The following is a 23,138-nucleotide window of genomic DNA, read 5'->3' on the forward strand; positions in this document are numbered from 1 at the left end:
CGGCCGTCCGGGTGAGGCAGTGGAGCGCCGCCGGACGGATCGATAAGCCGGGGTGATCGGAGCGATCGCGGATCGTCGTTGGACAGCGGAAACAAAAGCCTACTAGATTGGTGGGCGTTATAGAGTTTGACTGACGAAGACACAGAAGGTCGCGCCGATGACTCTCGCCTCCGAGGACACCGTTCTCACCTGGACCGAGCCCGACCCGATCCCGCTGCGCGGGACCCTGATCCTGCTGCCCGGACGCGGCGAGTCCGCCCAGGTCTACGAGCGTTTCGGCCGCCGGCTCGCCGCCGACGCCTACCGGGTCCACGCGATCACGGCGCCGACCGACGACGAGGCCCGCAGCCGCGAGCAGCTCGAGGCGCTGCTCACCGGCGCCGACCCGGAGAAGCCGCGGATCGTGGCCGGATCCGACGCCGGCGCCGCGTACGCCGCAAGTCTTGCCGCCACCGGCCGCCTGCCTCGCGCCTCCGCGCTGATCCTGGCCGGTCTGCCGGCCTCCCCGCAGGCCGCGGCGCACCGTGACTGGGCCGGCGAGCTGGACGCCCGCTCCTCCTGTCCCACCCACCGTGGCCGGATCACCGAGGCCGGGGTCCGGGCCGGCGAGCTCTTCACCGACCTGCCCGCCGCGTGGTTCGCCCCGGAGCTGCCCGGCGAGATCACCGTCCCGGTCCTGGGACTGCACGGCCAGGCCGACCCGATCAGCCCTCTCGACAGCGTGCGCGGCTGGTACGCCGCCGTTCCCCGCGCCGACCTGGTGAGCATCGCCGGCGCACCGCACGACGTGCTCAACGACCAGACCCACCGCACCGCCGCCGCCGCGATCGTCCTGTTCCTGGAACGTCTGCGCGCCGGCGCGCCGCTCGCCCGCACCGAGAGGACCTACTCATGAGCACCCCTTCCTTCGACGACAACAGCGCTCTGCCGGAGACCGCGGTTCCCGAGGCCGAGTTCATCAGCCTCACCCACCTGAGCCCGTCGACCGAACTGAACCCGGTGCCGTCGCGCGGCATCGACCTGGGTTTCTTCCGCACGTACGTGGAGACGCTGGAGACCGCGGGCTACGACTACACGCTGCTGCCCTACGGCTCGAGCAGCGCCGACTCGTTCGTCACGGCCGCCGCGGTCGGCACGCTCACCGAGCGGATCAAGCCGATCGTCGCGCTGCGGCCGAACACCACCCCGCCCACGATCGGCGCGCAGAAGCTGGCCACCCTGGACCAGCTCACCCAGGGCCGCGCCGTGGTCCACCTGATCTCCGGCGGCAACGACGCCGAGCAGGCCCGCCAGGGCGACTACCTGCCCAAGTCGCAGCGCTACGCCCGCACCTCGGAGTACGTCGACGTGCTGCGCCGCTCGTGGACCGAACCGGCCGCGTTCAGCCACGAGGGCGAGTTCTACAAGTTCGACGAGTTCGGGCCGGGCTTCGCGCCGTACGCCGGCTCGATCCCGATCTCGATCGGTGGTCAGTCGGACGAGGCGTTCGCGGTCGGCGGGGCGAAAGCGGACATCTTCAGCTTCTGGGGTGAGCCGCTCGACGACCTGCGCGCCGAGATCGACCGGGTGCACGGCATCGCCCGGGACGCCGGCCGGACCACACTGCCCCGGATCTGGGTGACGTTCCGCCCGATCACCGCGAAGACCGACGAGCTGGCCTGGGCCAAGGCCCACGAGTACGTCGACAAGATCGCCGCGAACGTCAGCAAGGTACGTCCACTGCTCGGCAAGGGATCCCCGCAGAACGTCGGCTCCCAGCGCGCCCTGAACTTCGCCGACAAGTCCGAGCTGTACGACCGCGCCCTGTGGACCCGCACCGCCGCGGTCACCAACGCGGCCGGCGCCTCGACCGCCCTGGTCGGCTCGCCGGAGACGGTCGCCGCCGCGATCCTCGACTACATCGACCGCGGCGCCTCACTGGTCTCCATCCGGGGCTACGACACCCTGGCCGACGCCGCCGACTACGGGCGGCACGTCCTCCCGCTGGTCCGCCAGGAGCTCGCGCACCGCAAGGCGACCGGCCGCCGCGGCCCGCTGCAGTCGCAGCACCTGGGCAACTACGGCGCCGAGTACGGCACGTACGCCACGGCCGGCCGGCCATGACGTTCGCCGCGCCGAAGCTCGACGAGCTGCCGGAGGTCACCGCCGAGATCGCCGCGCACGCCGCCGAACACGACCGCACCGGCGACCTGCCCTGGCCGGGCCTGGAAATCGCGCACCGGGCCGGCCTGCTCACCGCCACCGTCGGGACCCGCTTCGGCGGGCCCGGCCTCGGCCACCGGGACACCGCCCGGATCCTCACCGCGCTCGGCGAGGGCGACGCCTCGGTCGCCCTGCTCGCCGCGAACAACCTGGGCACCCACGCGGCGCAGGCCGTGCACCCGAGCTGGCCGGCCGCCGCCTACGACGACCTGCTGCGCCGCTCGGAGAAAGGCCCGGCGCTGGCCAACGCGGTCCGCGCCGAACCCGAACTGGGCGCACCGGCCCGCGGTGGCCTGCCGAAGACCGCGCTCACCCGCGACGGCGACGGCTGGCTGCTCAACGGCCGCAAGGCGTACGCCACCGGCGGCACCGGCCTGGCCTACCACGTGGTCTGGGCGGTCACCGACGACGACCGGGTCGGACACGCGATCGTGGCCGGCGACAACGACGGGATCACCTGGGTCGACACCTGGGACCACATCGGGCTGCGCGCCTCGAACACCCACGACGTGATCTACGAGAACGTCCGGTTGCCCCTCGACGCGTTCGTCGAGATCCCGCGCGGCGCGGACGGCGTCTACCGCGACCCGGCCGCCGCCACCGGCCCGGGCAGTTTCGGTCACCCGGCCCTCTACATCGGTGTGGCCCGGGCCGCCCGCAGCGCGTTCGCCGAGTACGCCCGCCACCGGGTGCCGGCCGCGCTGGGCCGCCCGATCGCCGAGACCGAGCGGATCCAATCCGTCGCCGGCGAGATCGACCTGCAGATCGTGCAGGCCGAGACGCTGCTGCACGGCGCGCTGCTGCGCCTGGAGGCCGGCGACCCCGGCCTCCTCCCGGAACTGTCCGCGATCAAGGTGGCCATCGCCCGCTCGGTGATCGCCGCGACCCAGACCGCGGTGGCCGCGCTCGGCAACCCCGGTCTCTCCCGCCATAACCCCCTGGAACGCCACCTGCGCGACGCCCTCTGCATCCGGGTCCACCCTCCCCAGGAGGACGCCGTGCTGCTCGCGAGCGGTCGTCGCGTACTGAAAAAGGAATCTGAAAAATGAAGAGATATGTAGCCGTCGCCGCCGCTGCGGGCCTGCTCGCCCTGAGCGGCTGCGGCGACAACGCCGCGTCCTCCGCGGAGGCGCAGAAGACCCTCAAGGTGTCGTTCTGGCCGGACAACCCGACGTTCTCCTGCATCGACCCGTTCCAGGTCTACTGGATCGAGAGCCGGTCGATCATCCGGAACTTCGCCGACTCGCTGACCGATCAGGACCCGGCCACCGGCAAGATCGTGCCCTGGCTGGCGACCAGCTGGGAGATCAGCAAGGACGGCCTGACCTACACGTTCAAGCTGCGCGACGGCGTCACGTTCGCCAACGGCAAGAAACTTGACGCGCAGGCGGTCGCCGACAACGTCAAGGGCTGGATCGAGACGGTCAAGGCGACCAACGGCGCGGCCTACGGCGCCTCCTACATCCAGGGCCTGACCGGCGCCACGGTCGTCGACCCGCTGACGGTCGAGCTGGACCTGAGCAAGCCGAACTCGTCGTTCCTGCAGGCCACCTCGACCACCAACCTGGCGATCACCGACCCGGCCGAGTTCGCGCTCACCCCGGCCGACCGGTGCACCGGCAAGGGCGTGGTCGGTTCCGGCCTGTTCGCCTTGGACCACTACACCGCCAAGGTCGAGACGGTCCTGACCAAGCGGGCCGGCTACGCCTGGGGCTCGGCGCTCTCCACCAACACCGGCGAGGCCAAGCTCGACAAGGTGCTGTTCAACTACGTCGCCGAGGACAGCGTCCGCACCGGCAACCTGGTCAGCGGCGCGACCGACGTGGCGTGGCCGCGCAACCCGTTCTCGCCGCAGGACGAAACGCTGATCACCAAGTCCGGTGACAAGGTGGAGAAGCGGGCGCTGCCCGGCGTCGCCTACAACCTGTACGGCAACACCACGGCCGGTCACCCGCTCGCCGACCCGCTGATCCGGCAGGCGCTGAACAAGGCGATCGACCGCAAGACGTACGCCACCACGATCTTCGGGGCGGACTACCCGACCGTCGAGGGGCCGTTCGAGACCACCACGCCGTACTTCAAGTCCCTCGCCGCCAAGCTCGCCTACGACCCCGAGGGCGCCAAGAAGATCCTCGACCAGGCCGGCTGGGTGCCCGGCGCGGACGGCATCCGGGCCAAGGCCGGCAAGCAGCTGACCATCGACTACCCGATCACGGTCGGCGCGGCCGGGCCGGAGTTGCTGCAGGCGCAGCTCAAGCAGGTCGGCATCGACCTCAAGCTGCGCACCCTGACCACCGCGCAGCAGGCGACCTACCTCAAAGAGGGCTCCTACGACCTGACCAGCACGTACTTCACCCGGGCCGACCCGGGCGCACTGCAGTTCATTCTGAACCCGGAGGTGGCCAACTCCAAGGCCCTGGCCACCAACGCCACCACCCCGGACGTCACCAAGAAGGTCCAGGACCTGTTCGCCAAGGCGCTGCAGACCACCGACGCGAAGCAGACCGAGCAGGCGTACGCCGAGCTGCAGGACTACCTGGTCGACCAGAGCGTCACCATCCCGCTGTTCGAGCGGGTGCAGAAGGCCGGCGTCAGCAGCAAGGTGCACGGCTTCGCGTTCACCTCGGAGAGCTTCCTCAAGCTCAACGACGTCACGAAGGACTGACCTGAGGTGCGCCCCGCCACCGCAGGCGGGGCGCATCCGGGCACGACGAAAGGCAAGAGATGACCCGGTACGTCGTGGGTCGCATCGTCCAGGCGGCAGTCGTCCTCTGGGCGGCGTTCACGCTCACCTTCGCGATCCTCTACCTGCTGCCCAGCAACCCGATGCAGCTGCAGCTGGCCGCCGCCGGCATCGAGCAGGACAGTCTCACCCCGGACCAGTTCGCCGCGATGCAGCACAAGTTCGGGCTGGACCAGTCGATCTGGGAGCAGTACTGGCAGCACCTGTCCGGGGTGCTGCACGGCGACTTCGGTGACTCGCTCAGCCAGCAGGTGCCGGTGCTCGACCTGATCGGGCAGCGGATCGGCTCGACCCTGCTGCTCAGCGTCTCCGCCGCCGTGGTGTCGCTGCTCGCCGGGTCGGCGCTGGCCTACCTGGCCACCTTCGTCCGCTGGAACCCGCTGCGGCTGGTGCTCACCCGGCTGCCCGCGCTGGGCGCGTCGTTCCCGCAGTTCTTCATCGCGCTGTTCCTGATCCAGTTCCTGTCGTTCCAGCTCGGCTGGTTCCCGGCGACCGGCACCGAGGGCGTGGTCTCACTGGTCATGCCGGTGGCCACGATCGCGGTGGTGACCTCGTCGGTGCTCGCCCAGGTGCTGATCAAGAGTTTCGACGAGACGTTGTCCCAGCCGTACATCATCACCGCCAGGGCGAAGGGCCTTTCCCGTACGGCGGTGCACCTGCGGCACGCGTTCCGCAACGCGGCGCTGCCCGCGATGACCATCCTCGGCGTGATCGTCGGCCTGACCGTGACCAGCTCGATCGTGGTCGAGACGGTGTTCACCCGGGAAGGTGTCGGCAAACTCGCCCAGGAGGCGGTGCTGAGCCAGGACGTGCCGGTGGTGCTCGCCGTGGTGACCCTGGCCGCGACGGTCTTCGTCACCGTCAACCTGGTCGTCGACCTGCTCTACCCGCTGCTCGATCCGCGGATCTCACACGTCCGCGCCAAGGTCACTGCCCCGGAGGTGGTCCCGGCATGACCGCCGTGCTGACCGAAACCGATCCGATCCTCACGCCGGCCGAGGAGACCCGGACCCGGCACGGTGGCCGGCTCGGGACCCTGGCTCGCAAGCCCGGGTTCCTGCTCGCCTCGCTCTACGTGCTGTTCGTGATCTCGGTGGCGTTCCGCCCCGGCCTGTTCAGCTCGCAGGACCCGTACGGCACCCATCCCGAGTCGTCGATGCAGCCGCCGAGCGGGGCGCACCTGTTCGGCACCGACGTCTACGGCCGCGACCTGTGGAGCCGGGTGCTGCACGGCTCGCCGCTGACCATCAAGGCCACCCTGATCGCGCTGGCCATCGCCCTGATCGCCGGGCTCGGCCTGGGCATCGTGTCGGGCTTCTTCGGCGGGCTCACCGACGGGTTCCTGATGCGGGTGATCGACGTGCTGCTGGCCATTCCCGGTCTGCTGCTCGCGCTGTCCATCGTGACCGCGCTGGGTTACGGCACCATCCCGGTCGCGGTGGCGGTCGGCGTCGGCATCGTGCCGGGCTTCGCCCGGACCACGAGGGCCGAAGTACTCAGGGTCAAAACTCTTCCGTACGTCGAAGCAGCGCGCGCCGGGGGAGCCAGCTGGGGCCGGGTCCTGCTGCGGCACATCCTGCCGAACTCGTGGGGCCCGGTCGCGGTCCTCGCCGTCCTGGACGCCGGCGTGGCGATCATCGCGATCGCGTCGCTGAGCTTCCTCGGTTTCGGCGCCGCCCCGCCGGCCGCCGAGTGGGGCACGCTGATCGCCGACGGCCGCAACTACCTGGTCACCTCGTGGTGGCTGAGCCTGCTGCCGGGCGTCTTCGTGGCCCTGCTGGTGCTGAGCCTCAACCACATCGCCAAGACCTTCCAGGAGCTGGGCCGATGAGCCTCGTCGAGATCAAAGGCTTGGACGTGGGTTACGTCCGGCACCGGCACATTCAGCCGGCGGTGACCGGGTTGGATCTGACCGTGGGTGCGGCCGAGGTGGTCGCGATCGTGGGCGAGTCCGGCTCCGGCAAGACCAGCACGGCGAACGCGCTGATCGGTCTGCTGCCCGCCAACGGCCGGATCACCGGCGGCTCCATCCTGGTCGACGGCGTGCAGACCGCCCAGGCCGGCGAACGTGTCCTGCGCCAACTGCGCGGGTCCACGGTCGGGCTGATCCCGCAGGACCCGATGGTCGGGCTGAACCCGACCAAGCGGATCGGCGACCAGATCGCCGAGGCGGTCACGCTGCGCGGGATCAGCGGGCCGGCCGCGCGGGCCGAGGCGATCGAGTTCCTCACCCAGGCCGGTGTCCCCGACCCCGAGTTGCGGGTGCGGCAGTACCCGCACGAGCTCTCCGGTGGCCTGCGCCAGCGCGTACTGATCGCCATCGCCCTGGCCGGACGCCCGAAACTGATCATCGCGGACGAGCCGACCAGCGCCCTCGACGTGACGGTGCAGAAGCGCATCCTGGACCACCTCGGCGGACTGGCCCGCGAGCAGGGCATCTCCCTGCTGATCATCACACACGACCTGGCCGTCGCGGCCGACCGCGCCGACCGGGTGGTGGTGATGCGGCACGGGCGCAAGGTCGACGAGGGCGACCCGGCAACCATCCTCAACGCTCCGCGTGAGGGCTACACCAGGCAGTTGATCACCGCGGCTCCGCGCCTGGCTCACGGCGGTCAGCTGGTCGCCCATTGTGATGTACGCCATGAGCCGGTCCCCGAGCCGATCCTGACGCTCACCGGGGTCGGCAAGACGTTCCCGGTCGCCGACCCGCGCCGGGGCAAGCGTGGCTTCAACGCCCTCGAGGACGTGTCGGTGACCGTGCCGCGCGGGCGTACCCACGCGCTGGTCGGCGAGTCCGGATGCGGGAAGACCACCACGCTGCGCATCGCGCTCGGCCTGGAGTCCGCGACCAGCGGCTCGATCGTGCTGGACGGCACCGAGATCTCCGGGCTGTCGTGGAACCGGATGCGCCCGCTGCGCCGCAAGGCCCAGCTCGTGCACCAGGATCCGTTCGCCACCCTGGACCCGAAGTTCACCGTCCGGCAGTCGGTCACCGAACCCCTGGTGTCGTTCCGGATCGGCGACCGGCGCAGCCGCGAGGCCCGCGCCCGGGAACTGCTCGACCAGGTCGCGCTGCCCGCCTCCTACCTGGACCGGCTGCCCGCCGAACTCTCCGGCGGGCAGCGGCAGCGGGTCGCGATCGCCCGGGCCCTGGCCCTCGAGCCGGAGCTGCTGATGCTCGACGAGCCGGTCTCCGCGCTGGACGTGCTGGTGCAGGAGCAGATCCTGCGGCTGCTCGCCGACCTGCAGGAACAGCTCGGGCTGTCGTACCTGTTCGTCTCGCACGACCTGGCCGTGGTCGCCCAGATCTCGCACACCGTCTCGGTGATGAGCGAGGGCAAGGTGGTCGAGGAGGGGTCGGCCGCGGAGGTCTTCGCGAACCCGCGCAGCGCGTACACCCGCGAGCTGATCGACGCCATCCCGGGCCGCCGTGTCGTCACGCTCTGAGGCTCCTGCTCCTGATCTCCGTCGCCGTTCCGCGCTGGCTGCCCAGTTCGCCGGGGCGCGGGCCAACCCCGGGGCGGCGCTGGTCGCCACGGTCACCGGGCTGATCAACGGGTCGACGATGGTGGTCGGCGCGTCCGCGATCGCGTGGGCCACCGACCACCTGGTGATCCCGGCGCTCACCGGCGGGCACGTGCCGGCGAGCGCCTGGTGGCTCAGCGCGCTGTTCATCATGGGCGTCTCGGCGACCCGCTGGGGCACCATCTTCCTCCGCGGCGTCAGCACCGGCCGGGTCCAGTACCGGGCCCAGGCCGAGACCCGCCGCGCGGTCGTCCGCCGCTATCTTGACCTGCACCCGGACTGGCACCGGGAACGCTCACCCGGCCGGCTGCTCGCGCACGCGGCCGGCGACGTGGACGCGCTGTGGTCACCGATGCAGTTCGCGTACTTCGCGGTCGGCATGGTGTTCATGCTGCTGCTCGCGCTGACCGAGCTGTTCCACCGGGCGCTGGTGCTCGGCCTGGTCGGCCTGGTGCTGATCAGCCTGGTGCTTGGCCTCAACGTGACCTATCAACGGCTGCTCGCCCCGCGGGCCCGGGACGCGCAGGCCGCCCGCGGCGTGGTCAGCGGCGTGGCCCACGAGTCGATCGAAGGCGGGCCGGTGGTGCGCAGCCTGGGACTCGTCGACGAGGAGGACGCGCGGATCACGCCCGGGGTGGAGCGGCTGCGCACCGCGGATCTGCGGATGGCGGCGGCCAGCTCGTTCTTCGACCCGGTGCTGGAACTGCTGCCGACCGCCGCCGTGCTGGTCGTGCTGGCGTTCGGGGCGCCGCGGGTGCAGCAGGGCAGCCTCAGCGTGGGTGACCTGGTCGGCGTGGTCTACCTGCTGATCACCATCGCCATTCCGCTGAATGTGATCAGCCGGTTCCTGTCGATGCTGCCGATGTCGTCGGCCGGGCTGGAACGGGTGCAGGACGTGGTCGGAAGTGCTCAGGTCGTACCGAAGGGGCACCTGGACCTCGGCGGACCTGGACCGATGCGGGTTGACCTGCGCGGCGCCGGCGTGCGCCGGCAGTCCCGGCGGCTGCTCGCGGACCTCGACCTGGTGCTCGAACCCGGCACGATCACGGTCGTGGTGGGCGCGGTCGGATCCGGCAAGACCACGCTGCTCGACCTGGCCGCCGGGCTGACCCACGCGGACACCGGCGAGGTGCTGCTGGACGGTCTCGACGCGCGCGAGCTGACCCGGGACGCGGTGCCGGCGCAGGTGGCGACGGTGGCGCAGAGTCCGTTTCTGTTCGCCGAGTCGATCCGGGAGAACCTGGAACTGGCCGGGCATCCGCGCCATCGGCGGGCCTACACCGACGACGAGGTGTGGCGGGCGCTGCGGCTGGCGGCGGCCGATGAGATCGTTCGCGGACTGCCGGACGGGTGGGACACCGTGGTCGGGGAGCGCGGGGCGACGTTGTCGGGTGGGCAGCGGCAGCGGATCTGCGTGGCGCGGGCGCTGCTGCGGGAGCCGCGGCTGCTGGTGCTCGACGACGCGACGTCGGCGCTGGATCCGTGGGTGGAGCGGCAGGTGCTCGAGGCGTTGACCGAGGTGGTGGCGGCGGGCGGGCCGACCGTGCTGATCAGCACGAACCGGCCGGCCGCGGTGGCCGTGGCGGATCGGGTGGTGGTGCTGCGGGCCGGGCGGATGGTGGCGTCCGGGAGTCCTGCGGCGCTGGCCGGGGACGCGGAGTACCGGCGGATCGTGCACGCCTACCAGCAGCAATCCGGTGTTGACGCGGATCTTGCCGCCGGCAGCGCTTCCGGTGTCGTTTCGGATCTTGCTTCCGGCGGCGCTTCCGGTGTCGTTTCGGATCTTGCTTCCGCTGGTGCGGATGATCTTGTTGAGGGGGAGCGCAGCGGTGTCCACTGAGCTGCTCGCTGAGCTGCGGGGGATCGGGCCGCGGCGGCTGGTCGCCACCGCGGTGCGGGTCTCGCCGCAGCTGCGGCAGGGGCTCGCGGTGACCCTGCTGCTCGCGCTGCTGGCCGGCGCCGGGCGGATCATCGCGCCGCTGACCGTCCAGCATGTGATCGATTCCGGTCTGGACCCGGACACGGTTGGCCCGTCCATCGCGGTCGGTTCCGCGGCGATCCTGCTCGCCGGTGGCTCCTCGCTGTTGCTGAACCGGCGGCTGCAGAGCCGGGTCGAGTCGGCCCTGGCCGGGCTGCGCCGCGCCGGGCTGCGCCGGGTGCACGACATGGCCGCGTCCACCGCCGACCGGGTGCCGAGCGCCGACCTGGTCACCCGGCTGACCAGCGACCTGGACCAGGTGACCACGTTCCTGCAGGGCGGCGGCATCCAGTTCTTGACCAACACCGCGCAGCTGCTGATCGCCACCGGCATCCTGCTGGTCTACGGCTGGCAGCTCGCCGTGCCGGTCCTGCTGATCACGATGCTGCTGCTCGCCGCGATGACCCGCACCCAGCGGCTGATCGCCCGACGCTTCGACCGGGCCCGCCGGGACGTGTCGGCCATGCAGAGCACGGTCGCCGAATCGGTGCTGGGCGGCCCGCTGATCCGGGCCACCGGCACCCAGGACCGGACCCGCGCCAAGCTGGACGTTGCGGTGGACCGCTCGCGGGACAGCCTGATCGGCACGCTGAACCCGCTGCACGCCAACGCGTCGATGGGCGAGCTGGCGATCTCCACGATGACCGTGACGGTGCTGCTCGGCGGAGTGTGGTTCGCGCTGGCCGGCTCGCCCGCCACGCCTCGGCTCAGCCCGGGGGAGGTGGTCGCGATGGTGTTCCTGGTGACGTTCTTCGTCCGGCCGCTGCAGTTCGTGGTCCAGAGCCTGGGTGAGGCGCAGAACGCGCTGACCGGGTGGCGGCGCGCCCTGGAACTGGTGACCACGCCGTCCGCGCTGCTGCCGGACGGTGTCGCGCTGCCGGCCGGGCCGGTCGGCGTGGTGCTGACCGGGGTCTCGGCCCGGTACGCGGGCGGGCCGCCGGTGCTGCGCGACGTCTCGGTGCGGATCGAACCGGGCGAGCACGTGGCGGTGGTCGGCCGGACCGGGTCGGGCAAGTCGACGTTCGCGAAGCTGCTGACCCGGCGCCTCGGTGCCGAGGCCGGCCGGATCGAGCTGTCCGGGGTGCCCGTCGAACGGCTCGGTGACCTGGCCGGGCGGGTGGTGATCGTTCCACAGGACCCGTTCCTGTTCGACGGGACGATCGTGCACAACGTGCTGCTGGGGCGGGCTTCGTCGTCCCGGGCGGACGTGTCGCGGATCCTGCGACGGCTGGGTCTGCAGGAGTGGCTGGCGACGCTTCCGGAGGGGCTGGACACTGCGGTGGGCGTACGAGGAGAAGGTCTTTCGATCGGTGAGCGTCAGCTCGTGGCCCTGGCCCGGACCGCCCTCGCCGACCCGGACCTGGTCATCTTCGACGAGGCGACGTCGGGTATCGACCCGGCGACGGACGCGGCGGTGCAGCGGGCGCTGACGTCGCTGACCGAGGGGCGCACCACGATCTCGATCGCGCACCGGATGCCGACCGCGGCCTCCGCCGACCGGGTGCTGGTCTTCGCGGAGGGGGAGCTGGTGCAATCCGGTCCGCACGACGTGCTGGTGGCGGAGCCGGGACCGTATGCGGCCCTGGTCACCGCGTGGACCCAGCGGGCGTCGTGACGCCGGCCGCTGGAAGACTCCGGCGGCGTGGGGAACTCGTCGGTCTATCGCATTCGATGACCCCGCCGGAGCCTTCCGGCCGCGAGCGTCGGCCTGGTCAGGCGACCAGCCACCGTTTGTCCCGCCGGCCGGCGATCCTCATGAGTCCCAGGGCTAGGATCCCAGCCTCCTAGGATGCCAAAGAGGTGGTGCGTTCCGGCACGGAGCCTGATGCCGGGACGGGCTGCTGCGGTCACCACCAGAGCCATTGGGCGCTGTGGCGATGCTGCCGGACGGTGGGCACGGTGTGGACGCTTCCGGTGCCGCGGTACTCCTTCGCGGCGTTGCGGCACGCCACCCGCGCGGCCTGACGTTCGCGGTCGGTCCAGACGTGCTTGACGAACCAGCCGGGCGGGCCGCCGCCGAGGAGCAGGCGCAGGCCGGTGCGGTGCTGACCCGGACCGTCCTTGTCGGTGCGAGACATGGTCGAAACCCCTTTCGGGGCCGCGGGCGCGGCCACCTAATAGGGGTGGAACGCGGCGCTCATCCGTTCACGCGGATCAATGACCATGACTGCAGGATAGGCCCGGGCTTCAAAACCAGGCCCACGGGCGGGCCCGGGCAGCAGCCGGGCACGCGGAGGATGCGGGCGGTCCGGGCGGTGGCGTGGTGACCGGATGGCGGTGAGTGCCGCTGCGGGGGAGGGCGGTGGGAGTCCGCATTGCCAGATCGCGTGCGCTTACCGCCCGCGGGCGGGCGATAAGCGCACGCACCACTCGACCGCGGACCGCTATCGCCCCTGAACCCGACCGAACGCGGACTTCTGCCGCCCCTTCGGTGGTGAGCGTGGGCTTCTGCCGCCTCACTGGCATTGAGCGGCCGCGCTGGCTGGGGTGCCGAGCGGGTTCGGCCGGTGCTGGCCGCGGCGCAGGGCGGTTTCGGCGCGGTCGGCCGTGCGCCGGGGGGTCTTGTCGGCTTCTTCTACCGTCGCGGCATGAGAACTGTGCCGCGTGCGCTGGCCTGGGCGAGCGCTCAAGCCGTTTATGTCGGTGCCTGGGTGGCTGCCGGAGAGCTGTCCACCGGCAAGCGGCGGCTGGCTCGGGTCGGGATCGTGGCCGCCGCCTACGGACTTGTCCCGACCGGCCCGGAAACGCCCGAGCCGCGCCCGGCCCGCACCCCGGCGCAGCCCCGGACCGGGCTCGCCGGGGCGGCGAAGCCGGTCGCCGTCGCCGCTTCCGGGGTGCTGCTGATGGTCGGGCGGCATCGGCTGCGGAACCGCTGGCTGGCCGGCCTGGCCCGGTCCGGGCACTCGCGTCCGCATGTGGCTCTGGCCGTACGGATGGGTGCTCTTGCTTTGGTGATCTCCCTGATCGATCAAGCGATCAGGAGCACCGACGGCCCCTCCTGAGCCGTTCGTCACGGATCGCACCGGACGGGCGGGACGCGTCCGATCGCCGATCACGCGCTGGGTGCGACCCGGCCGGGGCGGTCCTCGCTCAATGCCGCCGGGACTGAGCCGATGGGAAGGGTGAGAATTCCGCGGAGGTGATGGTCCGGATGGTTCCGGAACAGGTCGGCGACTGGGTGCTTGACGAACTACCCCGGCTCAACGACGCGATCCTGCACGATCAAGCATCACCCGACCAGTTGGTCACCGAGGTGAGCGAGCAGATCCTCCCCCATCTGCCGTGCACCACCCGGCTGACGGCGGTGCAGGCGCAGCGCCTCGTGGTGCACCTCGGGTTCATCGGCGCCTCGGTCGCCCGCCATTACCAGGAACGCACCCCCGGAGGCCGGGAACATCCCGAAGGCGCGTTCACGTCGCTGCTCGTCGGCGGGCGAATACCGTTCCGGACCTACTTCGCCGCGCTGGCCGAGCACACCGGCACCGGCCATTACGTCCGGGACAGCTACGCGTCGCTGGTGCGCTGGAACGTCGGCACCATCCGGGTGAGATTGCGCGGCGAGGTGGTGGCCGAACTGCCCGGCCTCTTCGACGACGGGCGGATCCGCAGCTATACCGGCACGCCGGGGGAGGAGCGCTTCTTCCTGCTGGTCAAACAGGGTGAGGCGATCGAGATGGCGGTCAACTGCTTCCTGCAGCCGCTCACCGGCGAACACGCCGACCTGACCGGCGCGGACGCCCGCCACCGGGTGCAGGAGGCCACCGTGCTGCTGGGTGCGCTGCGCAGCCTGTTGGTCGACTTCGGGGCACTGCCGACCGGGCAGACCATGGACGCCGAGATGTTCATGGACGTGTTCCGGCAGTTCGCCGCGCACTGGACCTCGGACGACATCCCGCCCAGCGGCGCCCTGGACCCGGAGGCGCTGAAACGCGACTTCCTGCTCGGCGTCGCCGAACCCGGGTACGACCGCCTGGCCCGGCGGCTGTTCCCGGCGCTGCTCACCCGGGAACGCGACGAGATCGCCGAGCTGATGAACCTGCCCACGCTCCCGTGCCGGCTGCTCGCCGCGTTGGGGTTCGACGAGTGCGACATGAGGCTGTCCGACGAGGGTGACCTGCGCCGGCTGATCGCCCGGCACCCGGCGGTGATCGACTGGTACCGGCTGCTCGCGATGCACGCGCGGGTCTCCGGAGCGCATCTGATGCTCAGTAAGAAGTTCCTGTTCAAGCCGCAGCGCCGGCGTGACGAGGCCGGGCTCGGCGACGGGCGCCTGGTGTCGAACCGGGCGGGTACCACCGGGATGACCGAGACGTTCCTGGAACGGCTCACCCGGGCCCGGCAGCGGCATACCCTGGTCGCGCTGCGTCCGGTGCTGATGCCGGAAAACCCGGAAGGCCCGCCCGATCCACGGGTACGTTCCGGGCGGGGACCGGCCGCGCCGGTCGTGCTGGAACCGGCCGGATGAGCGGAACGGACGACGGGGGCGGGGTGGACGTACCGACCGGGGCGCCGGGCGCCGGGGGGACGCGTCAGCCGATGCTCAGGCTGGGCCGCGACCAGCTGATGGCGCTGATCGACCACACCTCCGCGGTGATCTACATGCGCGACGCGAACGGGCGGTACCTGCTGGTCAACCGGGAGTACGAGCGGCTGTTCGGCCTGCGTCGCGAGGACATCGTGGGGCTCACCGACCACGACCTGTTCCCCGCCGAGGTCGCCGACGCGTTCCGGGACAACGACCGGCAGGCGCTGGCCGGGGGCCTGCCGGTGCAGATGGAGGAACAGGCGCCCGGCGAGGACGGGGTGCGCACCTACCTGACCGTGAAGTTCCCGCTGATCGACGCGGCGGGCACGGCGTACGCGGTGGCCGGCATCTCCACCGACATCACCGAGCGCAGCCGGGCCGAGGCCGCGCTGCGGGACAGTGAGGAACGGTTCCGCCTGCTCGCCGAGCACGCCCAGGACATCATTTTCCGCTACCGGACCGGGCCGGCGCCGGCGATGGAGTACCTGAGCCGGGCGGTCGAGTCGATCACCGGTTTCGCGGCGGAGGAGTTCTACGCCGATCCCGGGTTGATGGCGAGCCGGGTCGAGCCCGAGGACCGGCCGGCCTTCGAACAGTCGTGGCAGGCGCCGCGCTCGGCGACGACCACGTTCCGGCTGCGCCGCCGCGACGGTGGGGTGGCCTGGATCGAGCAGCGGGCCAGTGTGGCCACCGACGGTGCCGGCGCGCCGGTCGCGGTCGAGGGCATCCTGCGCGACGTCACCGAGCGGGCCGTCGCGGAGCAGGAACGCGCCCAGCTCGAGCAGCAGCTGCGCCAGTCGGAGCGGCTGGACTCGCTCGGGCAGCTCGCCGGGGGCATCGCCCACGACTTCAACAACATCCTCGCGGTGATCTCCGGGTACGCCGACATGCTGGTCGACGAACTCGGCGACGAGCATCCCAGCCTGCCCGACGCGGCCGGTATCAAGCACGCGGCGGCCCGCGGTTCCGGGTTGACCCGTCAGCTGCTGCTGTTCAGCCGGGCCGAGCCGTCGCAGGTGGAGCTGCTCGACCTCAACGCGGTCGCCTCGGACATGCTGCGGCTGCTGGCACGGACCCTCGGTGAGGACATCGAGCTCGGCACGGCGCTGGTCCCGGATCTGCCGCCGGTGGTGATGGACCGCAGCAAGTTGGAGCAGGTCGTGATGAACGCGGTGCTCAACGCGCGGGCCGCGATGCCGTCCGGTGGGCGCCTGACGATCAGCACCGGTCTCGAGCACGGCGGTGACGGCGATCAGGTCAGCCTCGCGGTGACCGACACCGGGTGCGGGATGACGCCGGAGGTGCTGGCCCGGGCGTTCGAGCCGTTCTTCACGACCAAGGGCCGCGGCAGTGGCACCGGGCTGGGGCTGGCCACCGCCTACGGTGTGGTCGCCGACGCGGGCGGCACGATCAGCCTGGAGTCGCAGCCGGGCAACGGCACGACGCTGTGGGTCCGGCTGCCGGCCGGTGCCGAGGGCGTGGCCGGGCCGGGTGCGGCCGTGCCGGTGGCCTCCGGGCTCGGCGGTGACGGGCGGCGGGTCCTGGTGGTCGAGGATGAGGAGGCGGTCCGCGAGATCGTCTGCCGGTTGCTGGTGAAGGCCGGGTACCGGGTGTTCGCGGCGCCGCATCCGGCCGAGGCGCTGCGGATGTGCCGTGACGACGGGCTGGCGTTCGACCTGCTGCTCACCGATGTGATCATGCCGGGGATGTCGGGCACCCAGCTGGCCGCGGAACTGCGGCGGGACCGTCCCGGCCTGCCGGTGCTGTTCATGTCCGGCTACACCAGCGGCCCGGCGCCCGGCGGCCAGGAGTTGCCGGCCGACGCCCCGCTGCTGCGCAAGCCGTTCGAGAAGCAGAGCCTGCTCAACGAGGTGTACCGGCTGGTCACCGAGCGGGTCTGAGCGCTTTTCACCGCGTTTCTCACCGGCGGCGGGGCACCCAGAATTCGACTTCGGTGCCGTCGCCCGGGTGACTGCTCATGGTCATGGTGCCGCCCAGGTCGGCGATCCGGCCGCGCATCGACTGCGCGACGCCGAGCCGTCCGGCCCGGGCCGCTTCGGCCAGGCGGTGCGGGCCGAAACCGGCGCCGTCGTCGCGGACCGAGACGCGGATCCCGGTGTCTTCGTCCTCCAGCAGGATCCAGGTTCGCGCGTCGGTTCCGGCATGTTTTCGTACGTTGTCCAGCGCGGCACGGACCGCCGCCGTGACCTCGGCGACCGGGTGCTGCGGCAGCAGGACCGGCACCGCCGGCGCGGAGACCTCGACGGCCGGACCGGCCAGGGCGAGCAACGCGGCCCGCAGATCAGTTCCGGACGTCGGGCCGGTGAGCGCCGCGCCGCTGTTGAGCAGGTTCCGCAGTGCCGCCTCCTGCTCGGCGGCCAGCACCGCCAGCCGCGGGCCGGAGCCGCCGAGGCCGGCACCCTCCCGCTGGACCAGGGCGAGCACCTGCAGCACGCCGTCGTGGATCGGGCGGGCCAGCCGCTCCCGTTCCGCGGCCGCGGCCTCCCGGCGGATCAGCTCGGCCTGCCGGCGTTCCGCCCAGCGCTCGGTCATGTGGTGGGCGACACCCAGCCCGGCGATCGCCGCGGCCGCCGCCAGCAGCAGATATCCGGCGATGACCATGTGCGGTACCGGGCCGGCGGTGAAGCCGATCGGGGTGCGGCCCCGGACGAAGCTCACCTGCGTGGTGAACATCCCGGCCAGGGTGAGCACCGCGGCGAACGGTCCGAGCGCCGCCGGGACCGCGCCGCGCGGGGCGAGTACCGGCGCGGTCGCACCGGCCACCGTGGTCGCCGCCGCGCTGACCAGCACCAGCAGGATCAGGGCCGGCGCCACGCGGTGCTGTTCGATCATCTTTTCCGGGTGGCCGCCGGCTGCCTCGTACATGATGAAAAGCGCCGTCGCCGCGCTGACCGTGAGGGAGACCGCGGCCGCGACTCGCCAGCGGCTCGCGGCCACCGCCGCGCCGAGCGCCGCGCCGGCGAGCGCGCCCCACCAGCGTGTGGCGCCGTCGGGACGCAGCGCGGCGACCGCGAGGATCAGCGGCGTCGAGGCGCCGATCTGCACGACGGTGACGGTGGCCGCGCCGGCCAGCGACCACTTGCCGGCGAACGCCGCGAGCCCGGTGGCCAGCACCAGCACCACCGCGCCGACGATCGCGATCCGGGCCAGGGGATACCTGGTGAAGGTGCTCGGGTCGACGCCCAGCCACCACCCGAGCTGTCCGATAGGGATCAGGCAGATCGGCGAGATCAGGAAGACCGCGGCGCCGGCGCCGATCACGAGGCGCAGGCGCGGCCAGGTCCACGGCTCGCCGGCGGGGGAGTGCCGCCGGCACAGCGCCGGCACGATGGCGGCCAGGCCGGCGACCAGCACGACGACCCGCCAGGCGGGTATGGCGTGCTGATCCTCTTCGGTCAGAGCATCACCGAACAGCGCGGCCGCGCCGGTGAGCCCGGCGATCAGCGCGCCGAGGCCGGGAGCGCTTGAGCTGGGACCGCCGAGGCCGGGAGTGCCTGGGCCGGGCGCGCCGGAGCCCGGAGCGGTGGAGGTCAGCAACGTCTGCGCTCCGCCGAGTGCGCCCACGACGAGCAGCGGGAGCGCGGCGGCGAGCGGAGGATCGAATCCGAGAAGACCGATGCCGGCGAACATCCCGCCGGTGGCCAGCAGCCCCGGCCACCAGCGCACCAGGCACAACGCCAGAACCGTGGCCGCGGTCGGTGCGAGATCCGCGAGCCCGGCACCGCCGCTCTCCGGCGCGGCCGCGACCCCGTCCACGGACCGCACCACCAGGATCAGCAAGCACCCGCCGAGGCAGGCCGAAGCCATCCACCACCGTGACGATCCCATGTCGATGATCATCACAGCCGTTCGGGCCGTGCGTGCGCTCGACCAAGCCATACCCACCAAGATCCGCCAGCCCGACCGCGCCGGCATGAGTACCGGTACTCAACCACCGGAGCGCGAGGCGGGCCGGGGCCGCGAGGCGCGGAGGCTGCGAGGTTGGCCGGGGCCGCCAGGTTGGCCCGGCCGCGAGGTCCGGAGAAAGCCAACGGAGCCCCGAATCGCACCGCGAACGTCGTGTCGCCGGCGCTCGTGTCGGCGGCCAGGTCGGTCACCGTGGTCGGCACGTAGAGCGCCGCCGCGAACAGCACCCCGATCGCTCCGAACTGCCACGGGAACTCCCACGGCGCCCGGGTGATCGCCCAGCCGGCCGCCGGTGACACCAGTCCGACGACGAGGGCGTTGACCGCGACGTCCCACCCCGGCCGGGTCTTCAGCCGCAGCGGCGGCACGCTGTACGCCCACCCGAGCACCAGCACCCCGGCCACCCCGAGCAGCGCGACCGTCGCCCGGAACCCGTCGGCGGGCAGCCAGGCGCGCCCGGCGAGCACCGTGCCGAGGTGCGCGGGCACCCACGACACCGGCCAGAACCAGGGCCGGGACACCGCGACGAGCGTCCATGCCGTCATGTCCGCGACCATGATCCCCGCCGACTGTGGCCTGGCTGAGAGCGATCAGATCCGGTGGCTCCGCAGGGCCAGCAGGGCGCCGTCCAGTGCCGCTTCCAGGGGCTCGATCGCGTTGTGCGCCTGCATCACCAGCAGGCCGCCCTGCAGCGCGGTGAAAACCATCAGCGCGAGACGTTCCGGGTCCGCCTCCGGGTGGATCAGGCGCTGCGCGCGCATTTTCTGTACGCCGGCAGCCAGGTGATCGAACCACCGGTCCGCGTGCGCTGCGACGGTGGCGGCGAGCGCGGGGTCGGCCGGGGTCAGCTCGGTGATCAGGGCGCTGATCGAGCAGTGCAGGTGGGTGAGGGTGCGGTAGTGGGCGACCACCGCGTCGCGCCAGCCGTACCAGGACTCCCAGCTGTCCAGCTGGTCGAGCCACGGGCGCTGGGCCTCGAGCACCCGTCCGCTCTGGAACTCGGCGATCGCGGCGACCAGGTCGCGCTTGCCGTCCGGGAAGTAGTGGAACAGCTGACCCTTGCTGGTCGCGGTACCCGCCCGGATCTCGTCGAGGGTCATGCCGCCGACGCCGCGTTCCAGGATCAGGTCGGTGGCCGTCCGTACGATGCGGGCTTTTGTCGCGGCCCCTTTGGCGGTCAGCCCGGACATGATCAGCGACCTCTCGCGGGGGTGAAGCGCGGCCGCAGGCCGGCGATGCCGATGTCGAGCGCGGCCTCGAGGTGCGCGGTGCTGCCGGTGGCCATCAGCACCGCGACGCCGCCCTGGATGCCGGCGACCAGGGCGGTGGCCGCGCGCTCCGCGTCGAGTTCCGCGTCGATCTCGCCGGTGGCCTGCAGGTGCCGGATGCCGGCGGTGAGGTGGGCCTGGCGGGTGGCCAGCAGCCGGGTGATCACGGCCTGCGCGCCGGGTGCGGTGCGGGCGGGTTGCGCGGCCAGGTCGCTGAGGGTGCAGCGTTCGCCGGTGCCGCGGTAGTGCGCGACGACCCGGTCGCGCCAGTCGTGCCAGGCCGCCCAGGTGGTGAGGTCTTCCGCGGAGGGTTGCTGGTCGGATTCGTGCTGGGCGACCGCGAGCAGCAACTCGTCCTTGCCGCCGGGGAAGTAGTGGAACAGCTGGCCCTTGCTGGTGCGGGTGCGGGCCAGCACGTCCTGGAGGGTCAGCGCGGTGACGCCCCGGTCGCGGACCTCGTCGGCCGCTCCGGCCACGATCCGCTGCCGGGTCTCGGCGCCCTTGCGGGTCAGCTGCACGGTCCCTCCGCTCTTCTGGACTGGCGGGTCCATTTTTTGCCGGTCAAAGTCTGGACTACGCAGTCTAGAAGGAGAGTTCATGAACCAGTACTACCTGCTCGGCCGGTCCGGACTCCGGGTCAGCCGGCTGGCGCTCGGCACGATGAACTTCGGCGTCGATGGGTTCCACGCCGCCTACGGCAAGACCGAGGAGGACGCCGAGTCGATCTTCCGGCGGTACGTGGAGTCCGGCGGCAACTTCATCGACACCGCGGACTTCTACACCGCGGGGCAGAGCGAGCGGATCCTCGGCCGGCTGATCGACAAGGCCGGCAACCGGGACCGGCTCGTGCTGACCAGCAAGTTCACCAACACCGTCGACCCGGGCGACCCGAACGCCAGCGGCAACGGCCGCAAACACATGATCCGCGCGCTGGACGACTCGCTGCGCCGGCTCGGCACCGACTACCTCGACCTCTACCTGCTGCACACCTGGGACCGGATCACGCCGGTCGAGGAGGTCGTGCGCACCTTCGACGACCTGGTCAAGGTCGGCAAGATCCGCTACGCCGGGCTGTCCGACGTGCCGGCCTGGTACGCGGCCCGGGCGCAGAGCTACGCCGAGGCGCACGGGCTGGCCCCGATGGTGACCGTGCAACTGCCGTACTCGCTGGTGGCGCGCGGTGTCGAGCCGGAGTTCGTCCCGATGGCGCAGAACCTCGGGATCGGCCTGACCGCGTGGAGCCCGATCGGCGGCGGCCTGCTCACCGGCAAGTACCGGCGCTCCGGCGCGGGCGTGGCCGGCGAGGGGCGGCTGAGCACCCCGGGCACCGGGATGCCGATCGCCGAGGAGCACTGGCGGGTCATCGAGGCGGTGCAGAGCGTCGCGGACGACCTGGGCCGCCCGATGGTGCAGGTGGCGCTCAACTGGGCGGCGACCCAGCCGGGGATCACGTCGCTGGTGATCGGGGCGAGCAGCGCCGACCAGCTGGACACGAACCTGGCCGCGCTGGACTTCGTGATCCCGGCCGACGCCCGCGCGCGGCTCGACGAGGCCAGTACGCCGCAGGTCCCGGGGCTGTACTCGATGTTCACCCCGCAGTACCAGTCCTGGGTGGTCAGCCCCGGTCTGGCGGTGTCCGACCGGCCGGCGAGCTTCAGCGCTCCGGTGGTCAACCGGGCGGGTTGACCCGAGACACCTTCGGGTAACGCGCGTCGTCGCTGGTCAGAGCGGGTGGCCGAGGATTGTTGGACGAGTTCATGGCGTACCTGGGCGTGGGGGTTTAGGCTCGGACGCTGTCAGCTTCGCAAGGAAGGCGGGTGACGGTGACCGACGCCGCGTCAGCGACCCGGATCGTGCACCGTCCCGAGGACGGCCGGCGGATCGCCTACGAGGTCCTCGGCCCCACCCACGGTTTCCCGGTCTTCCTGCTGCACGGGACGCCCGGCAGCCGCCTCGGCCCCCGCCCGCGCGGGATCGTCCTGCACCGCCTCGGCATCCAGCTGATCACGTACGACCGGCCCGGTTACGGCGAGTCCGAGCGGGTGCAGGGCCGCGACGTGGCGCACGCCGCGCAGGACGTCCGCGCCATCGCCGACGAGCTCGACCTGGACCGCTTCTCGGTGGTCGGCCGCTCCGGCGGTGGCCCGCACGCGCTGGCCTGCGCCGCCGACGGCAACCTGCGCGACCGGCTGATCCGGGTCGCGGTCCTGGTCAGCCTCGCCCCGGCCGGCGCCCCCGGCTGGTACGAGGGGATGAACGGCGACAACCACAAGCAGTTCGGCAACGCGGTGACCGACCCGGCCGAGCTGGAGTCGGAGATCCGCCGCCGGGCCTCCGGCATCGACGTCGACCCGGACTTCCTGCTCGGTCTGCTCACCGACCAGATGACCACCGCCGACCAGCGCGTGGTCAGCGACGCGGCCCTGCGCCGCCAGCTGCGCCTGTCCTACCGCGACGCGATCAAAAACGGACCGTACGGCTGGATCGACGACGTGCTGGCCCTGCGCCGCGACTGGAAGGTCGACCTGGGCGCCATCACCACCCCGGTCCGCGTCTGGCACGGCGGCCAGGACACGTTCGCCCCGGCCACCCACTCGCGCTACCTCGCCGACATGATCGGCAAGACCGCGGAACTGGACGTGCGCCCGGGCGCGGCCCACTTCGACGCGATGCCGGAGCTGCCCCGCACCCTGCGCTGGCTGGCCGCCCGCTCCGCCCTCGCCACCCGCTGACGGCGGGGTTCGGGGCGGCCGCAGGACGCGGTCGGTGCCTGCGGACGTCTACCGCCCGCCGGCGGGCGACAGCCGCACGCGATCGGCGGTTGTTCCCGGTAGAGGTCCGGCACGGACCGCTGGGGGAGGCAGTGGAGCCACACGTCACGGCCCGGCTGGCTCTCAGCGCCGCTATCCACCGCGATAACGGCCGCCACGACCAACCGGGCGGGTTCAGCTGGCTCTGGCCGCCCTT

General features: G+C 72.0%; 19 protein-coding genes. 14 read left to right on the forward strand and 5 right to left on the reverse strand.

The window, feature by feature from the left end; all coding sequences use genetic code 11:
- The first annotated feature begins 157 nt into the window (after positions 1 to 157).
- From Apa02nite_RS36385 to Apa02nite_RS36425, 9 genes are read left to right on the forward strand one after another with little or no spacing between them, the layout of a single operon-like run.
- Positions 158 to 895, forward strand: coding sequence for an alpha/beta hydrolase (locus tag Apa02nite_RS36385; protein ID WP_203829102.1), 738 nt, complete (start codon positions 158 to 160; stop codon positions 893 to 895).
- Entirely contained in the window at positions 892 to 2,103 is a 1,212-nt protein-coding gene (locus tag Apa02nite_RS36390; RefSeq protein ID WP_203829103.1) for an LLM class flavin-dependent oxidoreductase, read from the forward strand. Before Apa02nite_RS36385 ends, Apa02nite_RS36390 begins: the two co-directional genes overlap by 4 nt.
- A complete protein-coding gene (locus Apa02nite_RS36395) occupies positions 2,100 to 3,251 on the forward strand; it encodes an acyl-CoA dehydrogenase family protein (protein WP_203829104.1) in 1,152 nt (383 codons plus the stop codon). Before Apa02nite_RS36390 ends, Apa02nite_RS36395 begins: the two co-directional genes overlap by 4 nt.
- Positions 3,248 to 4,867: an ABC transporter substrate-binding protein gene (locus tag Apa02nite_RS36400; protein ID WP_203829105.1), complete on the forward strand. Its 1,620-nt coding sequence runs from the start codon at positions 3,248 to 3,250 to the stop codon at positions 4,865 to 4,867. The genes Apa02nite_RS36395 and Apa02nite_RS36400 overlap by 4 nt, the downstream gene beginning before the upstream one ends.
- A gap of 59 nt (positions 4,868 to 4,926) precedes the next feature.
- Positions 4,927 to 5,901: an ABC transporter permease gene (locus tag Apa02nite_RS36405; RefSeq protein WP_203829106.1), complete on the forward strand. Its 975-nt coding sequence runs from the start codon at positions 4,927 to 4,929 to the stop codon at positions 5,899 to 5,901.
- Positions 5,898 to 6,776: an ABC transporter permease gene (locus Apa02nite_RS36410; RefSeq protein WP_203829107.1), complete on the forward strand. Its 879-nt coding sequence runs from the start codon at positions 5,898 to 5,900 to the stop codon at positions 6,774 to 6,776. Before Apa02nite_RS36405 ends, Apa02nite_RS36410 begins: the two co-directional genes overlap by 4 nt.
- Positions 6,773 to 8,395 (forward strand): dipeptide ABC transporter ATP-binding protein, encoded by a 1,623-nt coding sequence (locus Apa02nite_RS36415; RefSeq protein ID WP_203829108.1) that lies wholly within the window; start codon positions 6,773 to 6,775, stop codon positions 8,393 to 8,395. Before Apa02nite_RS36410 ends, Apa02nite_RS36415 begins: the two co-directional genes overlap by 4 nt.
- Entirely contained in the window at positions 8,379 to 10,313 is a 1,935-nt protein-coding gene (locus Apa02nite_RS36420) for an ABC transporter ATP-binding protein (protein ID WP_203829109.1), read from the forward strand. Before Apa02nite_RS36415 ends, Apa02nite_RS36420 begins: the two co-directional genes overlap by 17 nt.
- The gene (locus tag Apa02nite_RS36425) at positions 10,303 to 12,066 is read left to right on the forward strand and encodes an ABC transporter ATP-binding protein (RefSeq protein WP_203829110.1); all 1,764 of its coding nucleotides are present in this window, start codon (positions 10,303 to 10,305) and stop codon (positions 12,064 to 12,066) included. The genes Apa02nite_RS36420 and Apa02nite_RS36425 overlap by 11 nt, the downstream gene beginning before the upstream one ends.
- Before the next feature lie 232 nt (positions 12,067 to 12,298).
- Here Apa02nite_RS36425 and Apa02nite_RS36430 read toward each other — a convergent pair whose 3' ends face one another.
- Positions 12,299 to 12,529: a hypothetical protein gene (locus tag Apa02nite_RS36430; RefSeq protein ID WP_203829111.1), complete on the reverse strand. Its 231-nt coding sequence runs from the start codon at positions 12,527 to 12,529 to the stop codon at positions 12,299 to 12,301.
- A 510-nt stretch (positions 12,530 to 13,039) separates the two neighbouring features.
- On the opposite strand from Apa02nite_RS36430, the gene Apa02nite_RS36435 reads away from it, so the two are divergent.
- From Apa02nite_RS36435 to Apa02nite_RS36445, 3 genes are all read left to right on the forward strand, one after another.
- Positions 13,040 to 13,453, forward strand: a complete 414-nt coding sequence (locus tag Apa02nite_RS36435; RefSeq protein WP_203829112.1) for a hypothetical protein — start codon at positions 13,040 to 13,042, stop codon at positions 13,451 to 13,453.
- A gap of 149 nt (positions 13,454 to 13,602) precedes the next feature.
- Positions 13,603 to 14,916 carry a hypothetical protein gene (locus Apa02nite_RS36440; protein WP_203829113.1) on the forward strand — a complete coding sequence of 438 codons (1,314 nt, stop codon included), beginning with the start codon at positions 13,603 to 13,605 and terminating at the stop codon, positions 14,914 to 14,916.
- Positions 14,913 to 16,877 (forward strand): hybrid sensor histidine kinase/response regulator, encoded by a 1,965-nt coding sequence (locus Apa02nite_RS36445; RefSeq protein ID WP_239164790.1) that lies wholly within the window; start codon positions 14,913 to 14,915, stop codon positions 16,875 to 16,877. Before Apa02nite_RS36440 ends, Apa02nite_RS36445 begins: the two co-directional genes overlap by 4 nt.
- Before the next feature lie 19 nt (positions 16,878 to 16,896).
- Here the strand turns inward: Apa02nite_RS36445 and Apa02nite_RS36450 are convergent, their stop codons facing one another.
- From Apa02nite_RS36450 to Apa02nite_RS36465, 4 genes are read right to left on the reverse strand one after another with little or no spacing between them, the layout of a single operon-like run.
- Complete coding sequence (locus Apa02nite_RS36450; protein ID WP_203829114.1) at positions 16,897 to 18,825, reverse strand: sensor histidine kinase; 1,929 nt, start codon at positions 18,823 to 18,825, stop codon at positions 16,897 to 16,899.
- Positions 18,826 to 18,836: 11 nt separating this feature from the next.
- Entirely contained in the window at positions 18,837 to 19,448 is a 612-nt protein-coding gene (locus Apa02nite_RS36455; protein ID WP_203829115.1) for a UbiA family prenyltransferase, read from the reverse strand.
- Between the two features lie 45 nt (positions 19,449 to 19,493).
- The gene (locus Apa02nite_RS36460) at positions 19,494 to 20,093 is read right to left on the reverse strand and encodes a TetR/AcrR family transcriptional regulator (RefSeq protein ID WP_203829116.1); all 600 of its coding nucleotides are present in this window, start codon (positions 20,091 to 20,093) and stop codon (positions 19,494 to 19,496) included.
- Positions 20,094 to 20,095: 2 nt separating this feature from the next.
- Complete coding sequence (locus Apa02nite_RS36465) at positions 20,096 to 20,689, reverse strand: TetR/AcrR family transcriptional regulator (RefSeq protein WP_239164791.1); 594 nt, start codon at positions 20,687 to 20,689, stop codon at positions 20,096 to 20,098.
- 79 nt (positions 20,690 to 20,768) lie between these two features.
- On the opposite strand from Apa02nite_RS36465, the gene Apa02nite_RS36470 reads away from it, so the two are divergent.
- Together Apa02nite_RS36470 and Apa02nite_RS36475 are read left to right on the forward strand one after the other, a co-directional pair.
- The gene (locus Apa02nite_RS36470; RefSeq protein WP_203829118.1) at positions 20,769 to 21,857 is read left to right on the forward strand and encodes an aldo/keto reductase; all 1,089 of its coding nucleotides are present in this window, start codon (positions 20,769 to 20,771) and stop codon (positions 21,855 to 21,857) included.
- 131 nt (positions 21,858 to 21,988) lie between these two features.
- Positions 21,989 to 22,903: an alpha/beta fold hydrolase gene (locus Apa02nite_RS36475; protein WP_239164792.1), complete on the forward strand. Its 915-nt coding sequence runs from the start codon at positions 21,989 to 21,991 to the stop codon at positions 22,901 to 22,903.
- Positions 22,904 to 23,138 lie beyond the last annotated feature (235 nt).

It is taken from the genome of Actinoplanes palleronii (assembly GCF_016862315.1).
Taxonomy (GTDB): Bacteria; Actinomycetota; Actinomycetes; order Mycobacteriales; family Micromonosporaceae; genus Actinoplanes; species Actinoplanes palleronii.

Coding starts and splice junctions, on each gene's coding strand:
- Apa02nite_RS36400 (WP_203829105.1), top strand. CDS start 3,248: ATGAAGAGATATGTAGCCGTCGCCGCCGCTGCGGGCCTGCTCGCCCTG.
- Apa02nite_RS36415 (WP_203829108.1), top strand. CDS start 6,773: ATGAGCCTCGTCGAGATCAAAGGCTTGGACGTGGGTTACGTCCGGCAC.
- Apa02nite_RS36410 (WP_203829107.1), top strand. CDS start 5,898: ATGACCGCCGTGCTGACCGAAACCGATCCGATCCTCACGCCGGCCGAG.
- Apa02nite_RS36385 (WP_203829102.1), top strand. CDS start 158: ATGACTCTCGCCTCCGAGGACACCGTTCTCACCTGGACCGAGCCCGAC.
- Apa02nite_RS36445 (WP_239164790.1), top strand. CDS start 14,913: ATGAGCGGAACGGACGACGGGGGCGGGGTGGACGTACCGACCGGGGCG.
- Apa02nite_RS36430 (WP_203829111.1), bottom strand. CDS start 12,529: ATGTCTCGCACCGACAAGGACGGTCCGGGTCAGCACCGCACCGGCCTG.
- Apa02nite_RS36470 (WP_203829118.1), top strand. CDS start 20,769: ATGAACCAGTACTACCTGCTCGGCCGGTCCGGACTCCGGGTCAGCCGG.
- Apa02nite_RS36450 (WP_203829114.1), bottom strand. CDS start 18,825: ATGGGATCGTCACGGTGGTGGATGGCTTCGGCCTGCCTCGGCGGGTGC.
- Apa02nite_RS36435 (WP_203829112.1), top strand. CDS start 13,040: ATGAGAACTGTGCCGCGTGCGCTGGCCTGGGCGAGCGCTCAAGCCGTT.
- Apa02nite_RS36390 (WP_203829103.1), top strand. CDS start 892: ATGAGCACCCCTTCCTTCGACGACAACAGCGCTCTGCCGGAGACCGCG.
- Apa02nite_RS36455 (WP_203829115.1), bottom strand. CDS start 19,448: ATGACGGCATGGACGCTCGTCGCGGTGTCCCGGCCCTGGTTCTGGCCG.
- Apa02nite_RS36460 (WP_203829116.1), bottom strand. CDS start 20,093: ATGTCCGGGCTGACCGCCAAAGGGGCCGCGACAAAAGCCCGCATCGTA.
- Apa02nite_RS36405 (WP_203829106.1), top strand. CDS start 4,927: ATGACCCGGTACGTCGTGGGTCGCATCGTCCAGGCGGCAGTCGTCCTC.
- Apa02nite_RS36440 (WP_203829113.1), top strand. CDS start 13,603: ATGGTTCCGGAACAGGTCGGCGACTGGGTGCTTGACGAACTACCCCGG.
- Apa02nite_RS36395 (WP_203829104.1), top strand. CDS start 2,100: ATGACGTTCGCCGCGCCGAAGCTCGACGAGCTGCCGGAGGTCACCGCC.